14 protein-coding genes, 4 tRNA genes and 2 rRNA genes are annotated in these 17,825 nt (G+C 45.6%); 3 read left to right on the top strand and 17 right to left on the bottom strand.

Going from position 1 to position 17,825, the window contains the following annotated elements; translation table 11 throughout:
* Positions 1 to 140: 140 nt before the first annotated feature.
* The 10 genes from J4N44_RS17995 to J4N44_RS17950 all read right to left on the bottom strand — a co-directional run bounded on the left by J4N44_RS17995 (position 141) and on the right by J4N44_RS17950 (position 10,530).
* On the bottom strand, positions 141 to 1,313 hold the full coding sequence (locus tag J4N44_RS17995; RefSeq protein WP_005453266.1) for a tetratricopeptide repeat protein: 1,173 nt from the start codon (positions 1,311 to 1,313) through the stop codon (positions 141 to 143).
* Positions 1,310 to 1,930, bottom strand: coding sequence for an energy transducer TonB (locus J4N44_RS17990; protein WP_005453264.1), 621 nt, complete (start codon positions 1,928 to 1,930; stop codon positions 1,310 to 1,312). Before J4N44_RS17990 ends, J4N44_RS17995 begins: the two co-directional genes overlap by 4 nt.
* Entirely contained in the window at positions 1,930 to 2,334 is a 405-nt protein-coding gene (locus J4N44_RS17985) for an ExbD/TolR family protein (RefSeq protein ID WP_005453262.1), read from the bottom strand. The genes J4N44_RS17990 and J4N44_RS17985 overlap by 1 nt, the downstream gene beginning before the upstream one ends.
* Positions 2,331 to 2,885 carry a MotA/TolQ/ExbB proton channel family protein gene (locus J4N44_RS17980; RefSeq protein WP_005453261.1) on the bottom strand — a complete coding sequence of 185 codons (555 nt, stop codon included), beginning with the start codon at positions 2,883 to 2,885 and terminating at the stop codon, positions 2,331 to 2,333. The genes J4N44_RS17985 and J4N44_RS17980 overlap by 4 nt, the downstream gene beginning before the upstream one ends.
* Positions 2,885 to 4,252, bottom strand: coding sequence for a MotA/TolQ/ExbB proton channel family protein (locus J4N44_RS17975; protein WP_009696843.1), 1,368 nt, complete (start codon positions 4,250 to 4,252; stop codon positions 2,885 to 2,887). The genes J4N44_RS17980 and J4N44_RS17975 overlap by 1 nt, the downstream gene beginning before the upstream one ends.
* Positions 4,253 to 5,020 carry a DUF3450 domain-containing protein gene (locus J4N44_RS17970; protein WP_005453251.1) on the bottom strand — a complete coding sequence of 256 codons (768 nt, stop codon included), beginning with the start codon at positions 5,018 to 5,020 and terminating at the stop codon, positions 4,253 to 4,255.
* Between the two features lie 75 nt (positions 5,021 to 5,095).
* Positions 5,096 to 7,180, bottom strand: coding sequence for a TonB-dependent siderophore receptor (locus tag J4N44_RS17965; RefSeq protein ID WP_017188519.1), 2,085 nt, complete (start codon positions 7,178 to 7,180; stop codon positions 5,096 to 5,098).
* Between the two features lie 196 nt (positions 7,181 to 7,376).
* Positions 7,377 to 8,750 carry a sensor histidine kinase gene (locus J4N44_RS17960; protein ID WP_252045549.1) on the bottom strand — a complete coding sequence of 458 codons (1,374 nt, stop codon included), beginning with the start codon at positions 8,748 to 8,750 and terminating at the stop codon, positions 7,377 to 7,379.
* Positions 8,750 to 9,415 carry a response regulator transcription factor gene (locus tag J4N44_RS17955; protein WP_005453247.1) on the bottom strand — a complete coding sequence of 222 codons (666 nt, stop codon included), beginning with the start codon at positions 9,413 to 9,415 and terminating at the stop codon, positions 8,750 to 8,752. Before J4N44_RS17955 ends, J4N44_RS17960 begins: the two co-directional genes overlap by 1 nt.
* 161 nt (positions 9,416 to 9,576) lie before the next feature.
* Entirely contained in the window at positions 9,577 to 10,530 is a 954-nt protein-coding gene (locus tag J4N44_RS17950; RefSeq protein WP_009702515.1) for a lactate/malate family dehydrogenase, read from the bottom strand.
* Between the two features lie 271 nt (positions 10,531 to 10,801).
* On the opposite strand from J4N44_RS17950, the gene J4N44_RS17945 reads away from it, so the two are divergent.
* Positions 10,802 to 11,545: a glycerophosphodiester phosphodiesterase family protein gene (locus tag J4N44_RS17945; RefSeq protein ID WP_252045548.1), complete on the top strand. Its 744-nt coding sequence runs from the start codon at positions 10,802 to 10,804 to the stop codon at positions 11,543 to 11,545.
* Here the strand turns inward: J4N44_RS17945 and J4N44_RS17940 are convergent.
* Complete coding sequence (locus J4N44_RS17940) at positions 11,529 to 12,011, bottom strand: L,D-transpeptidase family protein (protein WP_005453241.1); 483 nt, start codon at positions 12,009 to 12,011, stop codon at positions 11,529 to 11,531. The genes J4N44_RS17945 and J4N44_RS17940 overlap by 17 nt on opposite strands.
* A gap of 176 nt (positions 12,012 to 12,187) precedes the next feature.
* Between J4N44_RS17940 and J4N44_RS17935 the strand changes: the two genes are divergently transcribed.
* Together J4N44_RS17935 and J4N44_RS17930 are read left to right on the top strand one after the other, a co-directional pair.
* Complete coding sequence (locus J4N44_RS17935; protein ID WP_009703609.1) at positions 12,188 to 13,183, top strand: 2-hydroxyacid dehydrogenase; 996 nt, start codon at positions 12,188 to 12,190, stop codon at positions 13,181 to 13,183.
* A gap of 84 nt (positions 13,184 to 13,267) precedes the next feature.
* Positions 13,268 to 13,624, top strand: coding sequence for a YibL family ribosome-associated protein (locus tag J4N44_RS17930; RefSeq protein ID WP_005530256.1), 357 nt, complete (start codon positions 13,268 to 13,270; stop codon positions 13,622 to 13,624).
* 332 nt (positions 13,625 to 13,956) lie between these two features.
* On the opposite strand, the gene J4N44_RS17925 is transcribed toward J4N44_RS17930, so the two are convergent.
* The 6 genes from J4N44_RS17925 to J4N44_RS17900 all read right to left on the bottom strand — a co-directional run bounded on the left by J4N44_RS17925 (position 13,957) and on the right by J4N44_RS17900 (position 17,824).
* A tRNA-Ser gene (locus J4N44_RS17925) sits at positions 13,957 to 14,047 on the bottom strand.
* A 90-nt stretch (positions 14,048 to 14,137) separates the two neighbouring features.
* A 5S ribosomal RNA gene (gene rrf, locus J4N44_RS17920) occupies positions 14,138 to 14,254 on the bottom strand.
* A gap of 91 nt (positions 14,255 to 14,345) precedes the next feature.
* A 23S ribosomal RNA gene (locus J4N44_RS17915) occupies positions 14,346 to 17,234 on the bottom strand.
* A 318-nt stretch (positions 17,235 to 17,552) separates the two neighbouring features.
* Positions 17,553 to 17,628: transfer RNA gene (locus J4N44_RS17910), tRNA-Val, on the bottom strand.
* 35 nt (positions 17,629 to 17,663) lie between these two features.
* Positions 17,664 to 17,739: transfer RNA gene (locus J4N44_RS17905), tRNA-Ala, on the bottom strand.
* A gap of 9 nt (positions 17,740 to 17,748) precedes the next feature.
* Positions 17,749 to 17,824: transfer RNA gene (locus tag J4N44_RS17900), tRNA-Lys, on the bottom strand.
* Position 17,825 lies beyond the last annotated feature (1 nt).

Below are 17,825 nucleotides of genomic sequence, written 5' to 3'. Positions count from 1 at the left end.
AACCTCGAGATATTTGCTGCAACGAGAATGACTTAGTTTGTAGACGCAGCAGCGATTAAAAGAAATCGAACCTGCTCACTTCTATAAAAACAAAAAGACCCGAGATCTGACTCGGGTCTTTCGATGCTATGAAATACGCATTAACTATTCTGGCTTGCTTTGGCTTTGCGCAATTGCGTTAGGTACTTCACCCAACTCTCAGCTTGAGTCGAAGGCTTAATTTCATTGGCACGTTTCGCATTTGCAAGTGCATCCTCAAAGCGTTTCAACTTGTAGTAAGCTCGGGCTTTCACCAGCGCCACATCAGCCTTACGACCAGTCACTTTATCCAACGTCGCTAACGCTTCTTTGTAATGACCTTCTTGCACTAATAACTGGGACAAGTTCCAGTTATATTTTCTGTCCAATTGAGCCGCAACATGCCAACTCTCAATCGATTTGTCCCACTCTTTTGCTATTTGCCAATATGTCGCTTGCTGCGCTTTTAACTTGCTGTCTGAGTTGATGTCTTTCACCTCTTCTAGCACCAAAGCTGCGCGCTCTGGAATACCACGCGCACCATATAACTGAGCAAGAAGTCGTAAATCATCTTGACTAAGTGCGACACCCTTTAGTTTTGCAAGCGCCAATGCATCAAGAGCGCGTTTGTTATCATCAACACGAAGATAGAGCGCAGCTAGCTGACGCCACCACTCCACACGCTCAGGTTCAATCGCAATCAAACGCTTAATCGTACCGATGGCTGGCTTCCATTTTTGCAGCTCAAGTTCGGCTGACAACTTGATAGACAAAGGACCAATTTCATCTGGCTGACCAAACTTTTCATAGCGCCCCATCGCAGACAAGACTTTGTTCCATTGACTCAACTGGTAGTGAGACTGAGCGATACGCAACCAAATCTCATATGCCTTCTGAGTTTCAGGAACAGATTTACTTAAGTCGTAGTAATGAGGTAATGCCTTTGAAAACTGCTGCTCGTTAAGCAACATATCCGCTAACATCTTGCGCGTTTGCCAAGCTTGATCATCGTCTAAGAGACCGCTATTAACCGCAATCTCTAGCTGCTTGATAGCCGACTTCACTTGCTCATTTTGCCAGTACAAAATCCCAAGCATACGCGCGACAAATGCACGATCATAACCGCGCGATAACTCTAATGCTTCAAGCGTTGAAATGGCTTCTTGCAACTTTTCGTCTTGAACCAAATTATGCGCACGTTGAACACGAGTCGCGGTGTATTGACTCAGTTCATTGGCAGTCGTCGTAAAAGCGCATAGGCTCAATACTGCACCGATTAAGAATTTCTTCATCATTTGGCTAAATTGAACTCCACTTTTCGGGTTTGCCCGTACTGCTCAATTGAGACACCGTTTTCAACCTTCGGCTGATACTTCGACTTCTTCAATGCTCGAATCGCTTCTTTCTCAAACATACGTTTTGGCTTGGCATCAAGCACTTCGATATCCTTTGGACGCCCCGCAGCATCAATAGTAAAACGTAGCATCACGTAACCTTCGATTTTGCGTTTCAGTGCCTTACTTGGATAGCGTGGCTCTGGGCTATACAAAGGGATCGCTTGCTGATTACCCATAGTGCCTTTCAAGTTTGGAGCACTAATAGCGATACCATCAAGAGAAGTGTTCAAGCCCAATGCACTGATTGGCGTCACTTGACTCATCGGCTCAACTTGCGTTTGAGCCTGAGACAAATCCATCGGCTCTGGCGCTTTTGGTGGCTCTGGCTGTTCAGGAACCGAGCGTTGACGACGCTGAACATCCGCATCATTCTCGATCATAACCATATCAAAGCGCACCGCTTCAGAGGGCTTTGGTGCTCGCTGATTGCCTTTATCGACCATCCACGCCATAAAGCTAAACAAGCTCACCGCAATCAAAACTGACACGGGTAGCGCGAGTAATAGCCTTTTCATTAAGGTTTCTCCGCCGCCAAAGCAATGTTCTTCACACCAGCGCCTTTCGCGGCATCCATGACTTTCACAACCGTGCCATTGTAAGCATGCTCATCCGCTTGAATTACAAGCGCTGCGTCTGGTTGCTCCAGCAGTAAGTGCTCAATGGTGGCTTCAACACGCTCAATATCCACTAAACGTTTGTCGATGTAGACATCATTTGCTGCCGTCACGGCGATAAAGATGCCTGCGTCTTTTTGACTGACCACATTGGAAGCTTGTGGGCGATTAACTTCTACACCTGACTCACGTACAAATGAGCTAGTCACAATGAAGAAGATCAACATGATGAATACGATATCCAGCATCGAGGTTAAATCGATCTGGGCTTCATCTTGTTGATTTGGTCTACGTCCGAGTCTCACTTCTGACTCCTTAAAGATTGTTCTAACTGGAGGGCTTTGCGTTCACACACTTTGCTTAAACGAGCATGTACAAACATACCTGCAAGTGCTGCAACCATACCTGCCATTGTAGGTAGTGTTGCAAGTGAAATACCGGAAGCCATCAATTTCGGATTGCTACTGCCTTGTGTCGCCATCACGTCAAAAACCGTGATCATGCCCGTTACCGTGCCTAACAAACCTAGCATTGGGCAAATTGCAACCAACACTTTGATGGTTGATAGGTTTTGGCGCAGTTCAATTTGTGCCTTTGCAATCCATCCTTCGCGGATTTGATGCGCGTACCAAGAGTGGTGGTCTGCTCTTGCTAGCCACTGTTCACAAAGCTGTCTCTTCACCTTCGGAAATTCCGTTGTCAGATAAAGAACACGCTCCATAACCAGCAGCCAGCATACCGCTACAACGGCAGCCAGCCACCATAGGATCTGCCCACCTTGCTGCATAAAGCTCGCCAAGGTCGAGGCCCAATCCTCACTGATCAAACCCAATGTGTTGAGTAGGATCTGCTCCATTACGCTGCGTTCTCCGCTACCGTGTTAGAGGCATTTTTACCCTTTGGCATATCACGTTCAGCTTGCTCTGCCACAAGACCAATACCTTGTTTTTCTAAAATATTGCGAATGTTCTCTGCTTGAGAGCTCAATACGTTATGAGCAAGAAGCAATGGCATCGCAGCCACAAGACCAAGGACAGTTGTCACAAGTGCCATTGAGATACCACCCGCCATAACTTTTGGATCGCCATTACCAAACTGAGTGATAACTTGGAAAGTTTCGATCATACCCGTTACCGTACCAAGCAGACCCAGCATAGGTGCTAGCGCGGCAAGCAGCTTAAGCATCGATAAGCCTTTCTCAAGGTGAGTTTGTTCATCAACTACCGCTTCCAACAGACGCAACTCTAACGCTTCAACACTACGGTGCTTATCCTTTTGGTATACCGCTAGAATTCGACCTAGAGGGTTATCCTCTGGTTGAGTTGGGCTCTTAAGTTGTTTCGCGATCTTTTGACGAGCGATGATCAATGACACACCACGAACCAGCGCGATGATCAAGCCAATAGCGAGTAAACCAAGGATGATCTTACCCACCACGCCACCTGCGTTTAGGCGATCTGCCATGGTTGGAGAATTTGCTAACTGGTCAAGGAGAATGCCACGCGATGGGTCAATCACGAGTGAGTCAATGTCTCCTGAGCTTAATGTGCTTGCCGTAGGACCGTTTTCAGGCTGACGCAGATAATTCACCGCATCACCACGCTGACCATTCCACTTCACATAGCCTGCGTTGTCCAACAACGCCATTGAGCCTAGACGGACACCATCAACATTTTGCTCACGGCCCTCACCATCCAACAAGGTGAATGACACATTCGCCATCTCACCACTTGCTTTGACTTGCTCTTCCATACTGCGCCACATTGCGCGCAGTTGAGGTAATGTCGGCAGTGATTTCGCTGCAACGATATCATCAATGTTTTTTTGGTATGAGTTAGCGTCGACACCTGTTACAGAGTACTTAAGCTCCGACTCCAATTCTTTTGCATTTTGACGAACTACGCCAAAAAGCTCACCTAAGCTGCCTGTTTCTAGGCGAAGTTTCTCTTCAAGTTGGGCAAGCTGCGATTCGTTTTCGCTGAACGTAACACTCAGGGTGTCCGCTTCTGCTTGCAACGCTGCACGCTCGGCAACAAGCTGGTTTTTCATCGCTTGCAACTCTTGCTGCGTTTTCTTAAAACCAGATTCACGAGCCACATTGTGCGACTGCTGTTGACGATTTTCTTGTTGTGCTTTCTGCAATAATGCGTCACTAGCGAATGTTGTGTGAGGTAGAAGAGCAGCAGAAGAAATCAGCGCAACCGATAGCCATTTTTTCATCATTTATTTGCCCTCCGCTACGTTAAGAGACACTGGCAGAGTAAGCATACTCGGTGCAATCTGTTTGTTCGCCATCGCAAACGCTTTGTCTAGTTCCGCTTTTTGCTCAGTGCCCACTGCTTGCCATTCTTTTTGTTGCTGTGACCAGCTCCAGAAGTGCTCACCTGATAAGCTACGTGCAACCAATGAAACACGACCTAGGTAAAGGATATCGGCTTCGACTTGATCATTACCATCTAATGCTATCTTGCCTTGGTAAACACCAATCTTAGAGCCATAGTCCATCTCAATTTGGTACGCCTCAAGAATACGGCGGAACTTCTCAGCATCTGCGACGTCTGCGCGAGTCATCATTGCATCCAGCTTTGCAATACGCTCTTCACGTTGTGCCTTGCGGATCGGTTTATCATTAGCGACGATACTCTTAAGACCATCAAGCATGTGGTACATCAGCGGCACGACACCTTGGCGAGTCTGAGCGATTTGTTCGATTTGCTCATTCAGACTAGCCACTTCTTCGTTTTGACTGTCTACCAAACTAGATAGGTGATCACGATAAATCTTCAAGTTGCCAACTTCTTCTTGTAACTGCTCTATTTCAGCCTCAAGAGTCAAAGATTTCTCTGCACTTACATCAATACGCTTCTGGCTAACAGCCGATGCTTGATTGGTTTTACTCTGCACTGCTTGTGCATCGTTAAGATTTTCCGCTTGAACGGGAATCAAAACCGATGAGATCAACAGAGCGATACTTGATTTCATTAGATTCATACGAGTTATATTTTCTGTTTTCTAAAAACGACTAAAGGGGAAGACCAATCTTCCCCTTTAAAAATCATATTGTTATCAGTACTTGAACTGAATTGTTGCCATGTAGTTTCGACCTTCGCCTATCACTACATTTGTTGCACCATCATAGTTGTCCGGGTTCGTACTACCGCCACCAGCTAGGTATTCAGTATCAAACACGTTTTCAACATTGAATCGGGCCACAATATCTAAGTTCTCATCATACTTGTGTGTGTACGCCACGCCCATATCAACACGCGCATACCCATCTTTCTTAAACGTGTTCGCTGCGTCACCGTAGCGCTCACCCTCATAAATCACGCCCAAGTTTACATTCGTGTTGTCTTGGACCTTGTAGCTAGACCAGACGCTTGCAGAAAGCTCAGGCACATCAGCTGGGCGATTGCCTTTTAGTTTTGCACTTTCTGTAATCTCTGCATCTAGGTACATTGCAGAAGCAGTTAACGAAAGCTTATCTGTAACAAATCCTTGCGCTAAGATTTCAGCGCCTCGGTGCACTTGCTCACCATCTTGAGTAGCAATCTGTTTTTTTGAGTCGTTAGGATCGACGATATCTAATCGTACATTTTCCAATGTGATGTCAAACAGCGCACCGGTTAAGAATAAACGCTCATCAAACAGTTCCCACTTAGTACCCACTTCATAAGAAATACCACGCTCAGCCTCTAGTTCTTCTCCATCATTGGTAAAGTCAGAGTCAGCCACAGCACCTTGTGGCATGAAGCTTTCAGAGTACTGAACATAGATTGAACCATTACTCGCAGGATGAAAGATAACGCCTAGCTTTGGTGATACTTGGCTCTCAGTTAATGTATCGCTGCGCTTTTCATCGTAGCGAACACCTGCAAGTACCTGCCAGTAATCGTTAATTGTCATCATATTTTGCGCGTAGATACCCCATGTATCATGCTCGCTAGTCGGCCATTTTTTCGAGCTACGATACCCTGGCTTTGGCACCGTTTGACCCGGCTGGACACTAGACTCTTGGTGGAATGCCATAAAGCGGTCATAACTGTAATCTAGGTAGTTTGCACCAATTAAAAGTGTGTTATCAGTATCAAGCAAAGAGAAGTCAGTCGTAACGTCTACATACGCAGTATCAAACACCCAATTGTCTGAACGATCATTCCCTTTGTGCTTAATCACATTTTTTTCTTCATAGTCGTCAAACTTAGGGTAAGACTCCACATCAAAACGCTTGAAATCTTGACGGTTGTATCCTGCTTTGACGTTTACGTTATCCGCGACTTGCGCATTAATATCGATACCGTAGTTTTCTACATCGTTATCAATCTTCGACCATTGCGCATCCCAAATATACTTGTCTCCAAGCACAGGCTTACCGTCTACAATGTAAGCACCAGAATCCACACTGCCTTCATCTTTAGTCCTGTCATAATGAGCAGAAACCATCACGTTTTCGGTAATGTCGTATTCAACAACCAGACCACCGACAACTCGGTCAGTTTGTGGCTCTGTGCCATCACCATACTTACGCCAAGAGCCGTAACTCTCTTTTGCAAGAATTGCGCGCGCACGCAATGTCTCTTCTTCATTCAGTGCACCACTCACATCTAAAACAGTGCGTGAGTGATCGTTTGAACCAATATCTTGGCTCAAGCTAACTTGTGTTTCTGTTGTTGGCTTCTTAGAAACCATGTTCACAAGACCACCTGGCTCAGATTTGCCGTAAAGTAGACCTGATGGACCTTTAAGTATCTCTACACGCTCTAAAAGCTCAATTGGCTGACGGTAGTGTGACCAGTGCTGACGACCATCACGTAAAAAGCCGTCAGAACTGCTAAGTTCAAAACCGCGCAATGAGAAACGCTCACGGTTACGACTCGTACCACCGGCACTAACACTCGCGTCATTTTTTAGCACTTCACCTAACGTGCTTGCACGCTGCTCATCAATAACCGCTTCATCAATCACAGCAACTTGTCCTGGGGTCTCCAGTTGCGTCATTTCCATACGCATTGCTGTTGTATTGGTATCAGCTTTGTAACCAAACTCGCGACCTTCAACAACAAGGTGCTCATCCGCTTTTTGAACTTCCGCCACGGCAGGTGCTGCTAACACCGCCCCAATCACTAACGCCAGTTGGCTTTTAGAAAACATGCACATTCACTCCAAAATGTTGGGTTACACATAGGTGCTATGTGATTCCCTTCTACTTATTTTGCGAGAGAATATAAGTGATAACCATTACCATTTGCATTAAATTTACATTCTTTGCATTCGTAAACTTTTGTAAAGGGCATGAGAGTAATACTTTGTTCGAATGTGATCTAAATCACGAATAGCCGCGAGCGATCTATTGCCTAAACAACAATGTTACACTCAACCCACCATCCACTCGGTTTGTGGCGATGGCTTTTCCTCCCATCATTCGCATCGATTCTTTTACTATTGCGAGCCCAAGACCATAGCCACCAAGCTTTTTGTCTCTGGAAGCATCCAATCGAGTAAATGGGTCAAAGATGTCGGACAATTTATCCTGTGGAATACCCGGACCATTATCAGCAATGGTCACAGCTAAGTAGTGGTGCTTATCGGTGGATTTATTTGTTAAGCACACATTAATCTGCGCAGAGTCGCCCGCATACTTGATCGCGTTACCAATCAAGTTGTTCAAACAGCGCACGACTAAAGTGTCGTCACACTGGGCTTTTGTCCTTGTCGCGTCCGATTTAAAAGTAAGAGTTTGTTGAGCTTTTAGGTCGATCTTGCAACGCTCAACCTGAGGAGCAAGCAGAACTTCTAAGTCGCTACGTTTCATCTCAGTATCGTAGCGAGCGTTCTCCAATCGGCTGATTTCGAGTATCTCACCAATCAAGTGATTAAGTTCATTTGCTTCTTCTTCCATGCGAGTGACAAGGCTTTGCTCACTCTCACCCACACGCTTTCGCAACAGATGTAACACCAAGTTCTGTCGCGCCAATGGTGTACGAAGTTCATGTGAAACATCACGTATTAATCGACGCTGTTTCTCAGCCAAAGAGTGGATCTCCTTGGTCATATGATCGAAGTCTTGCGCCAGTTCATTAAATTCTCGTGTGTTTGATTTCAGTTCATCAACCACACTGACAGTAAAATCACCATTTGATAGCCTCTTACTCGCCTCACGAAGTCGGTCTAAAGGTTGCTGTAAGTTCCTTGCCATTAATAGAGAAAACAGCGCCAGAATGACCGCTGCAATCACAACTTTCAGTATCGAAAAGTAGAGAATAAAGTCATGAGCTGGGTGTAAACGATGAGGCAGTTGGATGACCAAACTGTTGTTGCCCACAAGAGGAATACTGAAAATTGGGCGGCTAACTCTGCCTTCTAGTTGTTCATCTAAACGTCTTTTAAACTTAAGTTTGAACTCAAAATGAGGGTGCATCAGGCGATGGGTAAGTGGGTGTTGATTTTCGCCTAACACGAATAAGTAAAAGTGTTGTGCATTCGCCCAATCCGCAAGCTCATCCATATCTCCGTCTTCGATCAAAACATTGGCTTGATGCGCTAAGTCCAACATTTCTGCTTTTACGCTCGCTGGTACTTTTAGCATTGCTTTTACTAAGGCTTGCTCAGCGACAGCTTGTACAGCAAGGATACTGATGACGATCGCCGTCATGTAAGTAAATAGCTTAAAAGCCAGACTATCTCGACGCTTGGCTATATAGGATGGGCACACAAATTTCATTAATTCGTCACAGCCTCTAGGTAGCTATAACCTTTTCCACGAAACGTTTTAATGTGCTGTTTGGACAATCCCGCTTCCACCAATTTACGACGAATATTACTGATGTGCATGTCTAAGTTGCGATCAAACGGACTTAGCTCTTTCTTCAAAACCTCGGTTTGCAATTCGGCTTTAGAAATCACAACGCCTTGGTTTTTTACCAAATAGCAAAGTAACTCTGCTTCAGTACCTGTCAGCGGCAAACTGTTCAGCTGATCACTGATACTTTGTACTGTGCAGCACATAGCTTGTCTTTGACGTTCTAATCCTACGCGACGAAGAATTGCTTTAATGCGCATCAACAATTCAGGTACATTAAAGGGCTTGCCGATGTACTGATCTGCGCCTGCTTGGTAGCCATCTAGCATCGAGTTCTCATCATTTAATGCCGTTAGCATGAGGATCGGCGTCGCGAAACGTTGACAGATACGACGCGCAACTTGCATACCATTTAGATTTGGTAGCATGACATCGAGAAGAACAAGATCAACCGGCGTCTTCTCCATGTATTGCAAAGCGCTTTCCCCACAATGGACAGATGAAACGGTGTAACCCTCTTCTTGTAACACCGCCTCCAATAATTCACACAACGGAACATCGTCATCTACGATAAGAACTCGGGACATTACCAATACCAACTCAAATAAAAATGGTTCGCATTCTATTACTCATTTGCAGATTAAACAACCATAGATTCTAAGGTTTCTGTACGAAAACTGGACATAAAAAAAGCCCACTTTTCAGTCGGCTTTTATCGCAAGAAATGCTGATTTTTTAATTATTTAAATCAACACTTTAAACCTGTTACTTTGGCGACATCTTCAACGATGCCTCGTAAGTTGATACTAATCGAATGAAGTGTATCTAGCTCTTCTTGTGTAAATGGATGAGTGAGTACTGACTCTGCACCTTTCTTGCCAACAACAGTAGGCAAACTCAATACCACGCCATTAACACCATATTGACCCGTCATCATGGTCCCTACAGGCAAAACTGATCGTTCATTGATCTTGATTGCCTGAATAATACGAAACACACTTGCAGCGATCCCATGAACGGTATTTTGTTTACGACGGAAAATCTCATACCCAGCTTGCTTCACAGCTTCGAGCAATTCGTCTGCATCGATACGCTCTACATTATTGGCATCGCAATAGAAATCTGCAGGTTGTCCTGCAATTGAAATCAAACTCTTTGGCGTAAAACAATTGCTACCATGCTCACCGAGAACATAACCAAAGATGTTCTTCGGGTCCAAATCCACGCGATTGGCAACAATGCTCATCAAGCGCGCAGTATCGATCACGCAGCCACTACTGATCACTTTGCTATTCTCAAAGCCTGTATTGGTTGCAATAAAGTGCGCGACAATATCACAAGGGTTAGATACAACAATGAGGGTTGCATTTGGGGCTACTCGTTCGACTTTACGTGCAATCTCAACACCTATCTTGGCATTGATTTCTGCAATATCAATTCGCGTCTGACCTTGCTTAATCTGCGCTCCCGCAGTGATTACGACAATATCAGCGCCGAGAAGATCGAGATAGTCGTCAGTAGGAATGATGTGAGTGTTTTTCGAGAAGGTCAGTGCAGTGGTATGACGGAAATCGAAGACTTCCCCTTCAGCACGCTCTAAGTTTTGGTCCAATAGAACCAACTCACTTACACTGCCCATGGTCAGTAAGTAATTACATACTCCAACACCAACGGCACCTGCGCCAATTACACCAATTTTCATACTTCTCTCCCTGATAATAAAAGTTATGCCCTCACTTTGCGTTCCCACTAAAAACTTGGGCAGTAAGAGCATAAAAGTCCAATCACTTTATGTTACCCAGAATACCTACCTAAGCTAGCCTTTCTCGACTTAATGACGTTTAAATGATGGAAATTTCTTCTTTATATATGCATCAATAACCATCATTTAATCACTTCATACATTTAAACTCTATTGCAGGTACAAAAAAGGAGTACAATTCTTTGCAGTTTCTAATTGAGAATAGACGTATATGACAACGCTATTGATTGGTCACCGAGGAGTGGCAGGCAAGTACCCAGAAAACACCAAAGTCAGTATTCAAGCCGCTATAGATTTGGGTCTTGATTGGGTTGAAGTTGATGTACAACCCACCAAAGACAATGTACTAGTGGTATGTCATGATCACACAGTAAACCGCTGCAGCAACGGCAAAGGTCGTGTTGATCAAATGACTTTAGCTGAGCTAAAAACGTTAGATTTTGGTGGTTGGCTCAGTACAGAGTTCAGCAATGAATCGATCATGACGCTGTCAGAGTTGCTGGGGCTCGCTGCGAAAAACAACCTAAATCTTAATATCGAAGTGAAAGTTGACCACCATTCAGCAGAGGATGTCGCGAAGATAGTCGCTAAAACCCTTTCTGAAGGACCATTGACCAAAGAATTTATCCTTTTGTCGAGCTTTAGTCACGACGTGATAAGAGCGCTATACAAGCACTGTGAAGGCTACAGATTGGGTGTGCTAAGTGAGTTCTTTACCCGTAAAGACGGGCTACTGTTAGAAGAAGTCAACGCATACAGTTGCAACCTCAATATTAACTGGGTTCGTTCCCGTCAAATTAAGAAGCTGCAGCAAGCCGGATATAAGGTAATGTGCTATACAGTGAATAACCCAAACAAGTTGAAACACTTGCCGGCGCTAGATGGCATCTTCCAAGCCGCTTTATGTCTCAAGAATAGGGTTGAAACTAGGCGCTCCATTACCACTCAATGGTGATTGGCGTTCCCATTTTAACTAGCTTTATAAACTCATCCATCTCTTCATTGGTGATGGCGATACACCCATTGGTCCAATCAAAGCTCTGGATAAACTGAGGGGACTGTGTCTCGCCATTTTTGAGGCCATGAATCTTGATCTCTCCGCCCGGAGAGACACCTCTTCGGTGCGCTTCCAAGCGATCAATTACATCTGGATAACTGATGTGGACAGAGCGATAGAAAGCAGAATCGTTAATCACATAATCTAGAGTGTAGTCACCTTCTGGAGTCCTGTTATCCCCTTCTTCCTGCTTGTGCCCTTTCGGATTAGCCCCTAACGCAATCCGATATTCTTTAACCACTTCGCCATTGTCCATTAGGTACATTCTGCGTTTTGATTTGTCCACTTTGACCAAGTCCACAGCAGCCTGTGTAAAAGGAACAAAAGAACAACACAAGATTAAAGACAACCATTTTACTGACATCGCCAGAACGCCTAACTCACCCATTCTAAGGGAACATAAAAAAGAGCAACCATGCTAGTCACAAGGTAATACTAAAGCAAACTTAATATGTGCAAATTTCACTACTCATTATGACTAACTTGGATTACTTTATAAGGAGATTACTTTATAAATTCAGCACAAATAGAGAGGGTATTATGCTCAACATTGCTTTTTTCAGTGCGAAATCCTACGACGAAGCGTCTTTCAATAAAATTAAAAACCATCGAGACTTCGAATTTCACTACCATGATTTTAGATTAACTTCAAAAACCGCAAAAATGGCTCAGGGCTGTGAAGTCGTATGTGCGTTTGTAAATGATGATTTATCCGCACCAGTACTTAAACAGCTTTCTCTTGGTGGGACCAGATTAATCGCGATGCGATGCGCAGGCTTCGACAAAGTCGATTTAGAAGCAGCAAAGGAGCTTGGACTTCAAGTAGTGCGCGTCCCTGCATATTCCCCAGAAGCTGTCGCTGAGCATACTGTCGGTATGATGATGTGTTTAAATCGACGCCTACACAAAGCCTACCAGCGCACGCGTGATGCAAACTTCAACCTGGAAGGCTTGGTTGGCTTCAACTTCCATGGCAAAACCGTTGGCGTTGTGGGTACAGGCAAGATTGGCATTGCAACCATGCGTATCTTTAAAGGTTTAGGCATGGAGCTGCTCTGCTACGACCCATATGAAAACCCTCTAGCATTGGAAATGGGCGCTCGCTACTGCTCTCTTGAAGAGATCTATGCGAACGCAGATGTCATTTCGCTACACTGTCCAATGAGCGAAGAGAACTATCATTTATTGAATGAGAAGGCATTCTCGCAGATGAAAGATGGTGTGATGATCATTAATACCAGCCGTGGTGAACTGCTTGATTCTGTCGCCGCAATTGAAGCACTGAAACAAGGCAAAATTGGCGCACTAGGTTTAGATGTTTACGACAACGAAAAAGACCTATTCTTCCAAGACAAGTCAAACGATGTCATTGTTGATGACGTGTTCCGTCGTCTATCCGCGTGTCACAACGTGTTGTTCACTGGACACCAAGCCTTCCTGACTCACGAAGCACTAAACAACATTGCCTCAGTGACTTTAAATAACGTGGATGCTTTCTTTGCTGGCAACGCGTCAGGTAATGAACTGATCAACTAAATCAATAGATCGAGCAGTATAGTAGAGCGTTGAATTTCAGCTATGCTATACTCCTCGACCATTAAAAATTTGAGTCCAATTACCATGAGCATAAAAACCGATATTCAAAAGCTGCACAACCGTTTAGATACTTGCCAACGCAAACTGGATGCGGCACGTTCTCGTGGTGATCATGAAATGATTACTAAGTTCACGAATGAAGTTGACGATCTAACGAAGAAACTTAACCAACTTAAGCACAAGCAAACATACGAACTTAACAAAGAGCGTAAGAGCCTGCTTGATATGCCATTTTCTCGTGAAATCACAAAAGCTGAGCAAGCAGACATTGGTAAGCTTAAGAAGCGTGTTCGTGGTCTAGTTATCGTTCACCCATTAACAAAAGTGGGTAAAGAATTGCGCCTAGACGTAATGACAGGTTTTGCTCCGAAAGAGTTCTAATCACTCTTTTAAACAACAGATATTAAAAAGCCCAAGCTGCTTAGCTTGGGCTTTTTTGTGCCTAAAATTCATAAAGTTAAGCTTAGAAAAATCACCATTATAGATAGTGAGTGACACTGCAACCTGTTCGTTTTCAAATTCTCGTAGTGGCAAAGCTTTAGCTAATTTCCAAATACTAAAAACGACAAAAGCCCCGCTATTTCTAGCGAGACTTCTTAATCGTTCTGAGACCGAGGGCTCGACTGACTAGGGGTTTGATGCAAATCCCGTCTCATTCTCAAACGTCAGAAATGACGAAAGCCCGTTGATTTCTCAACGGGCTTTCTATGTAGTGGCGGAGAGATAGGGATTTGAACCCTAGATACGCTATTAACGTATGCCGGTTTTCAAGACCGGTGCTTTCAACCACTCAGCCATCTCTCCACAAATTGTTACTAAAATTTAGTCTTACTTAAATAATGCTAAATCTCAGTTTTGCCTTTAGATTTTTTAAAATCTAAAAACAGTAAGCAAGCCTGGCGATGTCCTACTCTCACATGGGGAAGCCCCACACTACCATCGGCGCTAATTCGTTTCACTTCTGAGTTCGGAATGGAAGTCAGGTGGGTCCAAATCGCTATGGTCGCCAAGCAAATTCTTTAATTCGGAAAACTGATTTAAGCTCTACTTACACACATTCAATGTTCTTACATTGAGTCCATCAAAACCCCTTGGGTGTTGTATGGTTAAGCCTCACGGGCAATTAGTACAGGTTAGCTCAACGCCTCACAACGCTTACACACCCTGCCTATCAACGTTCTAGTCTCGAACAACCCTTTAGGATACTTAAAGTATCAGGGAAGACTCATCTCAGGGCTCGCTTCCCGCTTAGATGCTTTCAGCGGTTATCGATTCCGAACTTAGCTACCGGGCAATGCGTCTGGCGACACAACCCGAACACCAGAGGTTCGTCCACTCCGGTCCTCTCGTACTAGGAGCAGCCCCCTTCAATCTTCCAACGCCCACGGCAGATAGGGACCGAACTGTCTCACGACGTTCTAAACCCAGCTCGCGTACCACTTTAAATGGCGAACAGCCATACCCTTGGGACCGACTTCAGCCCCAGGATGTGATGAGCCGACATCGAGGTGCCAAACACCGCCGTCGATATGAACTCTTGGGCGGTATCAGCCTGTTATCCCCGGAGTACCTTTTATCCGTTGAGCGATGGCCCTTCCATTCAGAACCACCGGATCACTATGACCTGCTTTCGCACCTGCTCGAACCGTCATTCTCGCAGTCAAGCGGGCTTATGCCATTGCACTAACCTCACGATGTCCAACCGTGATTAGCCCACCTTCGTGCTCCTCCGTTACGCTTTGGGAGGAGACCGCCCCAGTCAAACTACCCACCAGGCACTGTCCGCAACCCCGATTAGGGGTCAACGTTAGAACATCAACACTACAAGGGTGGTATTTCAAGGACGGCTCCACACAATCTAGCGACCGTGCTTCAAAGCCTCCCACCTATCCTACACATGTAGGGTCAATGTTCAGTGCCAAGCTGTAGTAAAGGTTCACGGGGTCTTTCCGTCTAGCCGCGGGTACACTGCATCTTCACAGCGATTTCAATTTCACTGAGTCTCGGGTGGAGACAGCGTGGCCATCATTACGCCATTCGTGCAGGTCGGAACTTACCCGACAAGGAATTTCGCTACCTTAGGACCGTTATAGTTACGGCCGCCGTTTACCGGGGCTTCGATCAAGAGCTTCGACCGAAGTCTAACCCCATCAATTAACCTTCCGGCACCGGGCAGGCGTCACACCGTATACGTCATCTTACGATTTTGCACAGTGCTGTGTTTTTAATAAACAGTTGCAGCCACCTGGTATCTGCGACTCTCAATAGCTCCATCCGCGAGGGACTTCACCGTCGAGAGCGTACCTTCTCCCGAAGTTACGGTACCATTTTGCCTAGTTCCTTCACCCGAGTTCTCTCAAGCGCCTTGGTATTCTCTACCCGACCACCTGTGTCGGTTTGGGGTACGATTCCTTACAATCTGAAGCTTAGAGGCTTTTCCTGGAAGCATGGCATCAATGACTTCACTACCGTAGTAGCTCGACGTCGTGTCTCAGCCTTAAAAGAGCCGGATTTACCTAACTCTTAAGCCTACGCACTTGAACCTGGACAACCGTCGCCAGGCCCACCTAGCCTTCTCCGTCCCCCCATCGCAATTGTAAGAAGTACGGGAATATTAACCCGTTTCCCATCGACTACGCCTTTCGGCCTCGCCTTAGGGGTCGACTTACCCTGCCCCGATTAACGTTGGACAGGAACCCTTGGTCTTCCGGCGAGGAGGTTTTTCACCCCCTTTATCGTTACTCATGTCAGCATTCGCACTTCTGATACGTCCAGCATGCGTTACCACACACCTTCAACCGCTTACAGAACGCTCCCCTACCCAATGCACTAAAGTGCATTGCCGCAGCTTCGGTTTACTACTTAGCCCCGTTACATCTTCCGCGCAGGCCGACTCGACCAGTGAGCTATTACGCTTTCTTTAAATGATGGCTGCTTCTAAGCCAACATCCTGGCTGTCTGAGCCTTCCCACATCGTTTCCCACTTAGTAGTAATTTGGGACCTTAGCTGGCGGTCTGGGTTGTTTCCCTCTCCACGACGGACGTTAGCACCCGCCGTGTGTCTCCCGGATAGTACTTACTGGTATTCGGAGTTTGCAAAGGGTTGGTAAGTCGGGATGACCCCCTAGCCTTAACAGTGCTCTACCCCCAGTAGTATTCGTCCGAGGCGCTACCTAAATAGCTTTCGGGGAGAACCAGCTATCTCCAGGTTTGATTGGCCTTTCACCCCTAGCCACAAGTCATCCGCTAATTTTTCAACATTAGTCGGTTCGGTCCTCCAGTTGATGTTACTCAACCTTCAACCTGCCCATGGCTAGATCACCTGGTTTCGGGTCTATATCCAGAGACTGAACGCCCAGTTAAGACTCGGTTTCCCTACGGCTCCCCTAGATGGTTAACCTTGCCACTGAATATAAGTCGCTGACCCATTATACAAAAGGTACGCAGTCACACCACGAAGGTGCTCCTACTGCTTGTACGTACACGGTTTCAGGTTCTATTTCACTCCCCTCACAGGGGTTCTTTTCGCCTTTCCCTCACGGTACTGGTTCACTATCGGTCAGTCAGTAGTATTTAGCCTTGGAGGATGGTCCCCCCATATTCAGACAGGATATCACGTGTCCCGCCCTACTCGATTTCACTTTAAATGCGTTGCCGGTTACGGGGCTATCACCCTGTATCGCACAACTTTCCAGAAGTTTCACCTGACGCATAAAAAGCTTAAGGGCTAGTCCAATTTCGCTCGCCGCTACTTTCGGAATCTCGGTTGATTTCTTTTCCTCGGGGTACTTAGATGTTTCAGTTCCCCCGGTTCGCCTCGCTGCGCTATGTATTCACGCAGCGATACTAGCTTATGCTAGTGGGTTTCCCCATTCGGAAATCCCAGACTCAAATGGTTTTTACTACCTAATCTGGGCTTATCGCAAGTTAATACGTCCTTCATCGCCTCTGACTGCCAAGGCATCCACCGTGTACGCTTAGTCACTTAACCATACAACCCGAAGGAGTTTCGAGTTGATGAACAAGTCACCAAAGTTGTCTGCAATTTTTATACATGATGCAGACTCGATTTTGCCGGACTCAATTTCGAATAATCACTTAAAAGTGATATTCCCAAGAACACTTGAATGTGCTCGTTTACTTTCATTTTTAAAAAATGAAAACAAACAGTTGGTGTTTGTCATAAAGACAAACATTGAGAACTTTACAAACAAACTTAAAAGTTTGTTTTGTCAGCTTTCCAAATTGTTAAAGAGCTAGATTTCTTTCGAAACCATTTTTAAAAGCACTCATCGAATGCGCTTAAAGATGGTGGGCGATACCGGGCTCGAACCAGTGACCCCCTGCTTGTAAGGCAGGTGCTCTCCCAACTGAGCTAATCGCCCACATTAGTTTTACGTCTCGTGGTAGACGTCTCGAATGGTGGAGCTATGCGGGATCGAACCGCAGACCTCCTGCGTGCAAGGCAGGCGCTCTCCCAGCTGAGCTATAGCCCCATCGAGAAATGGTGGGTCGTGCAGGATTCGAACCTGCGACCAATTGATTAAAAGTCAACTGCTCTACCAACTGAGCTAACGACCCA

The organism is Vibrio sp. SCSIO 43155 (assembly GCF_023716605.1).
In the GTDB taxonomy this organism is placed as follows: Bacteria; Pseudomonadota; Gammaproteobacteria; order Enterobacterales; family Vibrionaceae; genus Vibrio; species Vibrio harveyi.
This window is presented reverse-complemented; position numbering and strand designations above follow the sequence as displayed.

Coding starts and splice junctions, on each gene's coding strand:
- J4N44_RS17995 (WP_005453266.1), bottom strand. CDS start 1,313: ATGATGAAGAAATTCTTAATCGGTGCAGTATTGAGCCTATGCGCTTTT.
- J4N44_RS17990 (WP_005453264.1), bottom strand. CDS start 1,930: ATGAAAAGGCTATTACTCGCGCTACCCGTGTCAGTTTTGATTGCGGTG.
- J4N44_RS17980 (WP_005453261.1), bottom strand. CDS start 2,885: ATGGAGCAGATCCTACTCAACACATTGGGTTTGATCAGTGAGGATTGG.
- J4N44_RS17975 (WP_009696843.1), bottom strand. CDS start 4,252: ATGATGAAAAAATGGCTATCGGTTGCGCTGATTTCTTCTGCTGCTCTT.
- J4N44_RS17970 (WP_005453251.1), bottom strand. CDS start 5,020: ATGAATCTAATGAAATCAAGTATCGCTCTGTTGATCTCATCGGTTTTG.
- J4N44_RS17965 (WP_017188519.1), bottom strand. CDS start 7,180: ATGTTTTCTAAAAGCCAACTGGCGTTAGTGATTGGGGCGGTGTTAGCA.
- J4N44_RS17960 (WP_252045549.1), bottom strand. CDS start 8,750: ATGAAATTTGTGTGCCCATCCTATATAGCCAAGCGTCGAGATAGTCTG.
- J4N44_RS17955 (WP_005453247.1), bottom strand. CDS start 9,415: ATGTCCCGAGTTCTTATCGTAGATGACGATGTTCCGTTGTGTGAATTA.
- J4N44_RS17950 (WP_009702515.1), bottom strand. CDS start 10,530: ATGAAAATTGGTGTAATTGGCGCAGGTGCCGTTGGTGTTGGAGTATGT.
- J4N44_RS17945 (WP_252045548.1), top strand. CDS start 10,802: ATGACAACGCTATTGATTGGTCACCGAGGAGTGGCAGGCAAGTACCCA.
- J4N44_RS17940 (WP_005453241.1), bottom strand. CDS start 12,011: ATGTCAGTAAAATGGTTGTCTTTAATCTTGTGTTGTTCTTTTGTTCCT.
- J4N44_RS17935 (WP_009703609.1), top strand. CDS start 12,188: ATGCTCAACATTGCTTTTTTCAGTGCGAAATCCTACGACGAAGCGTCT.
- J4N44_RS17930 (WP_005530256.1), top strand. CDS start 13,268: ATGAGCATAAAAACCGATATTCAAAAGCTGCACAACCGTTTAGATACT.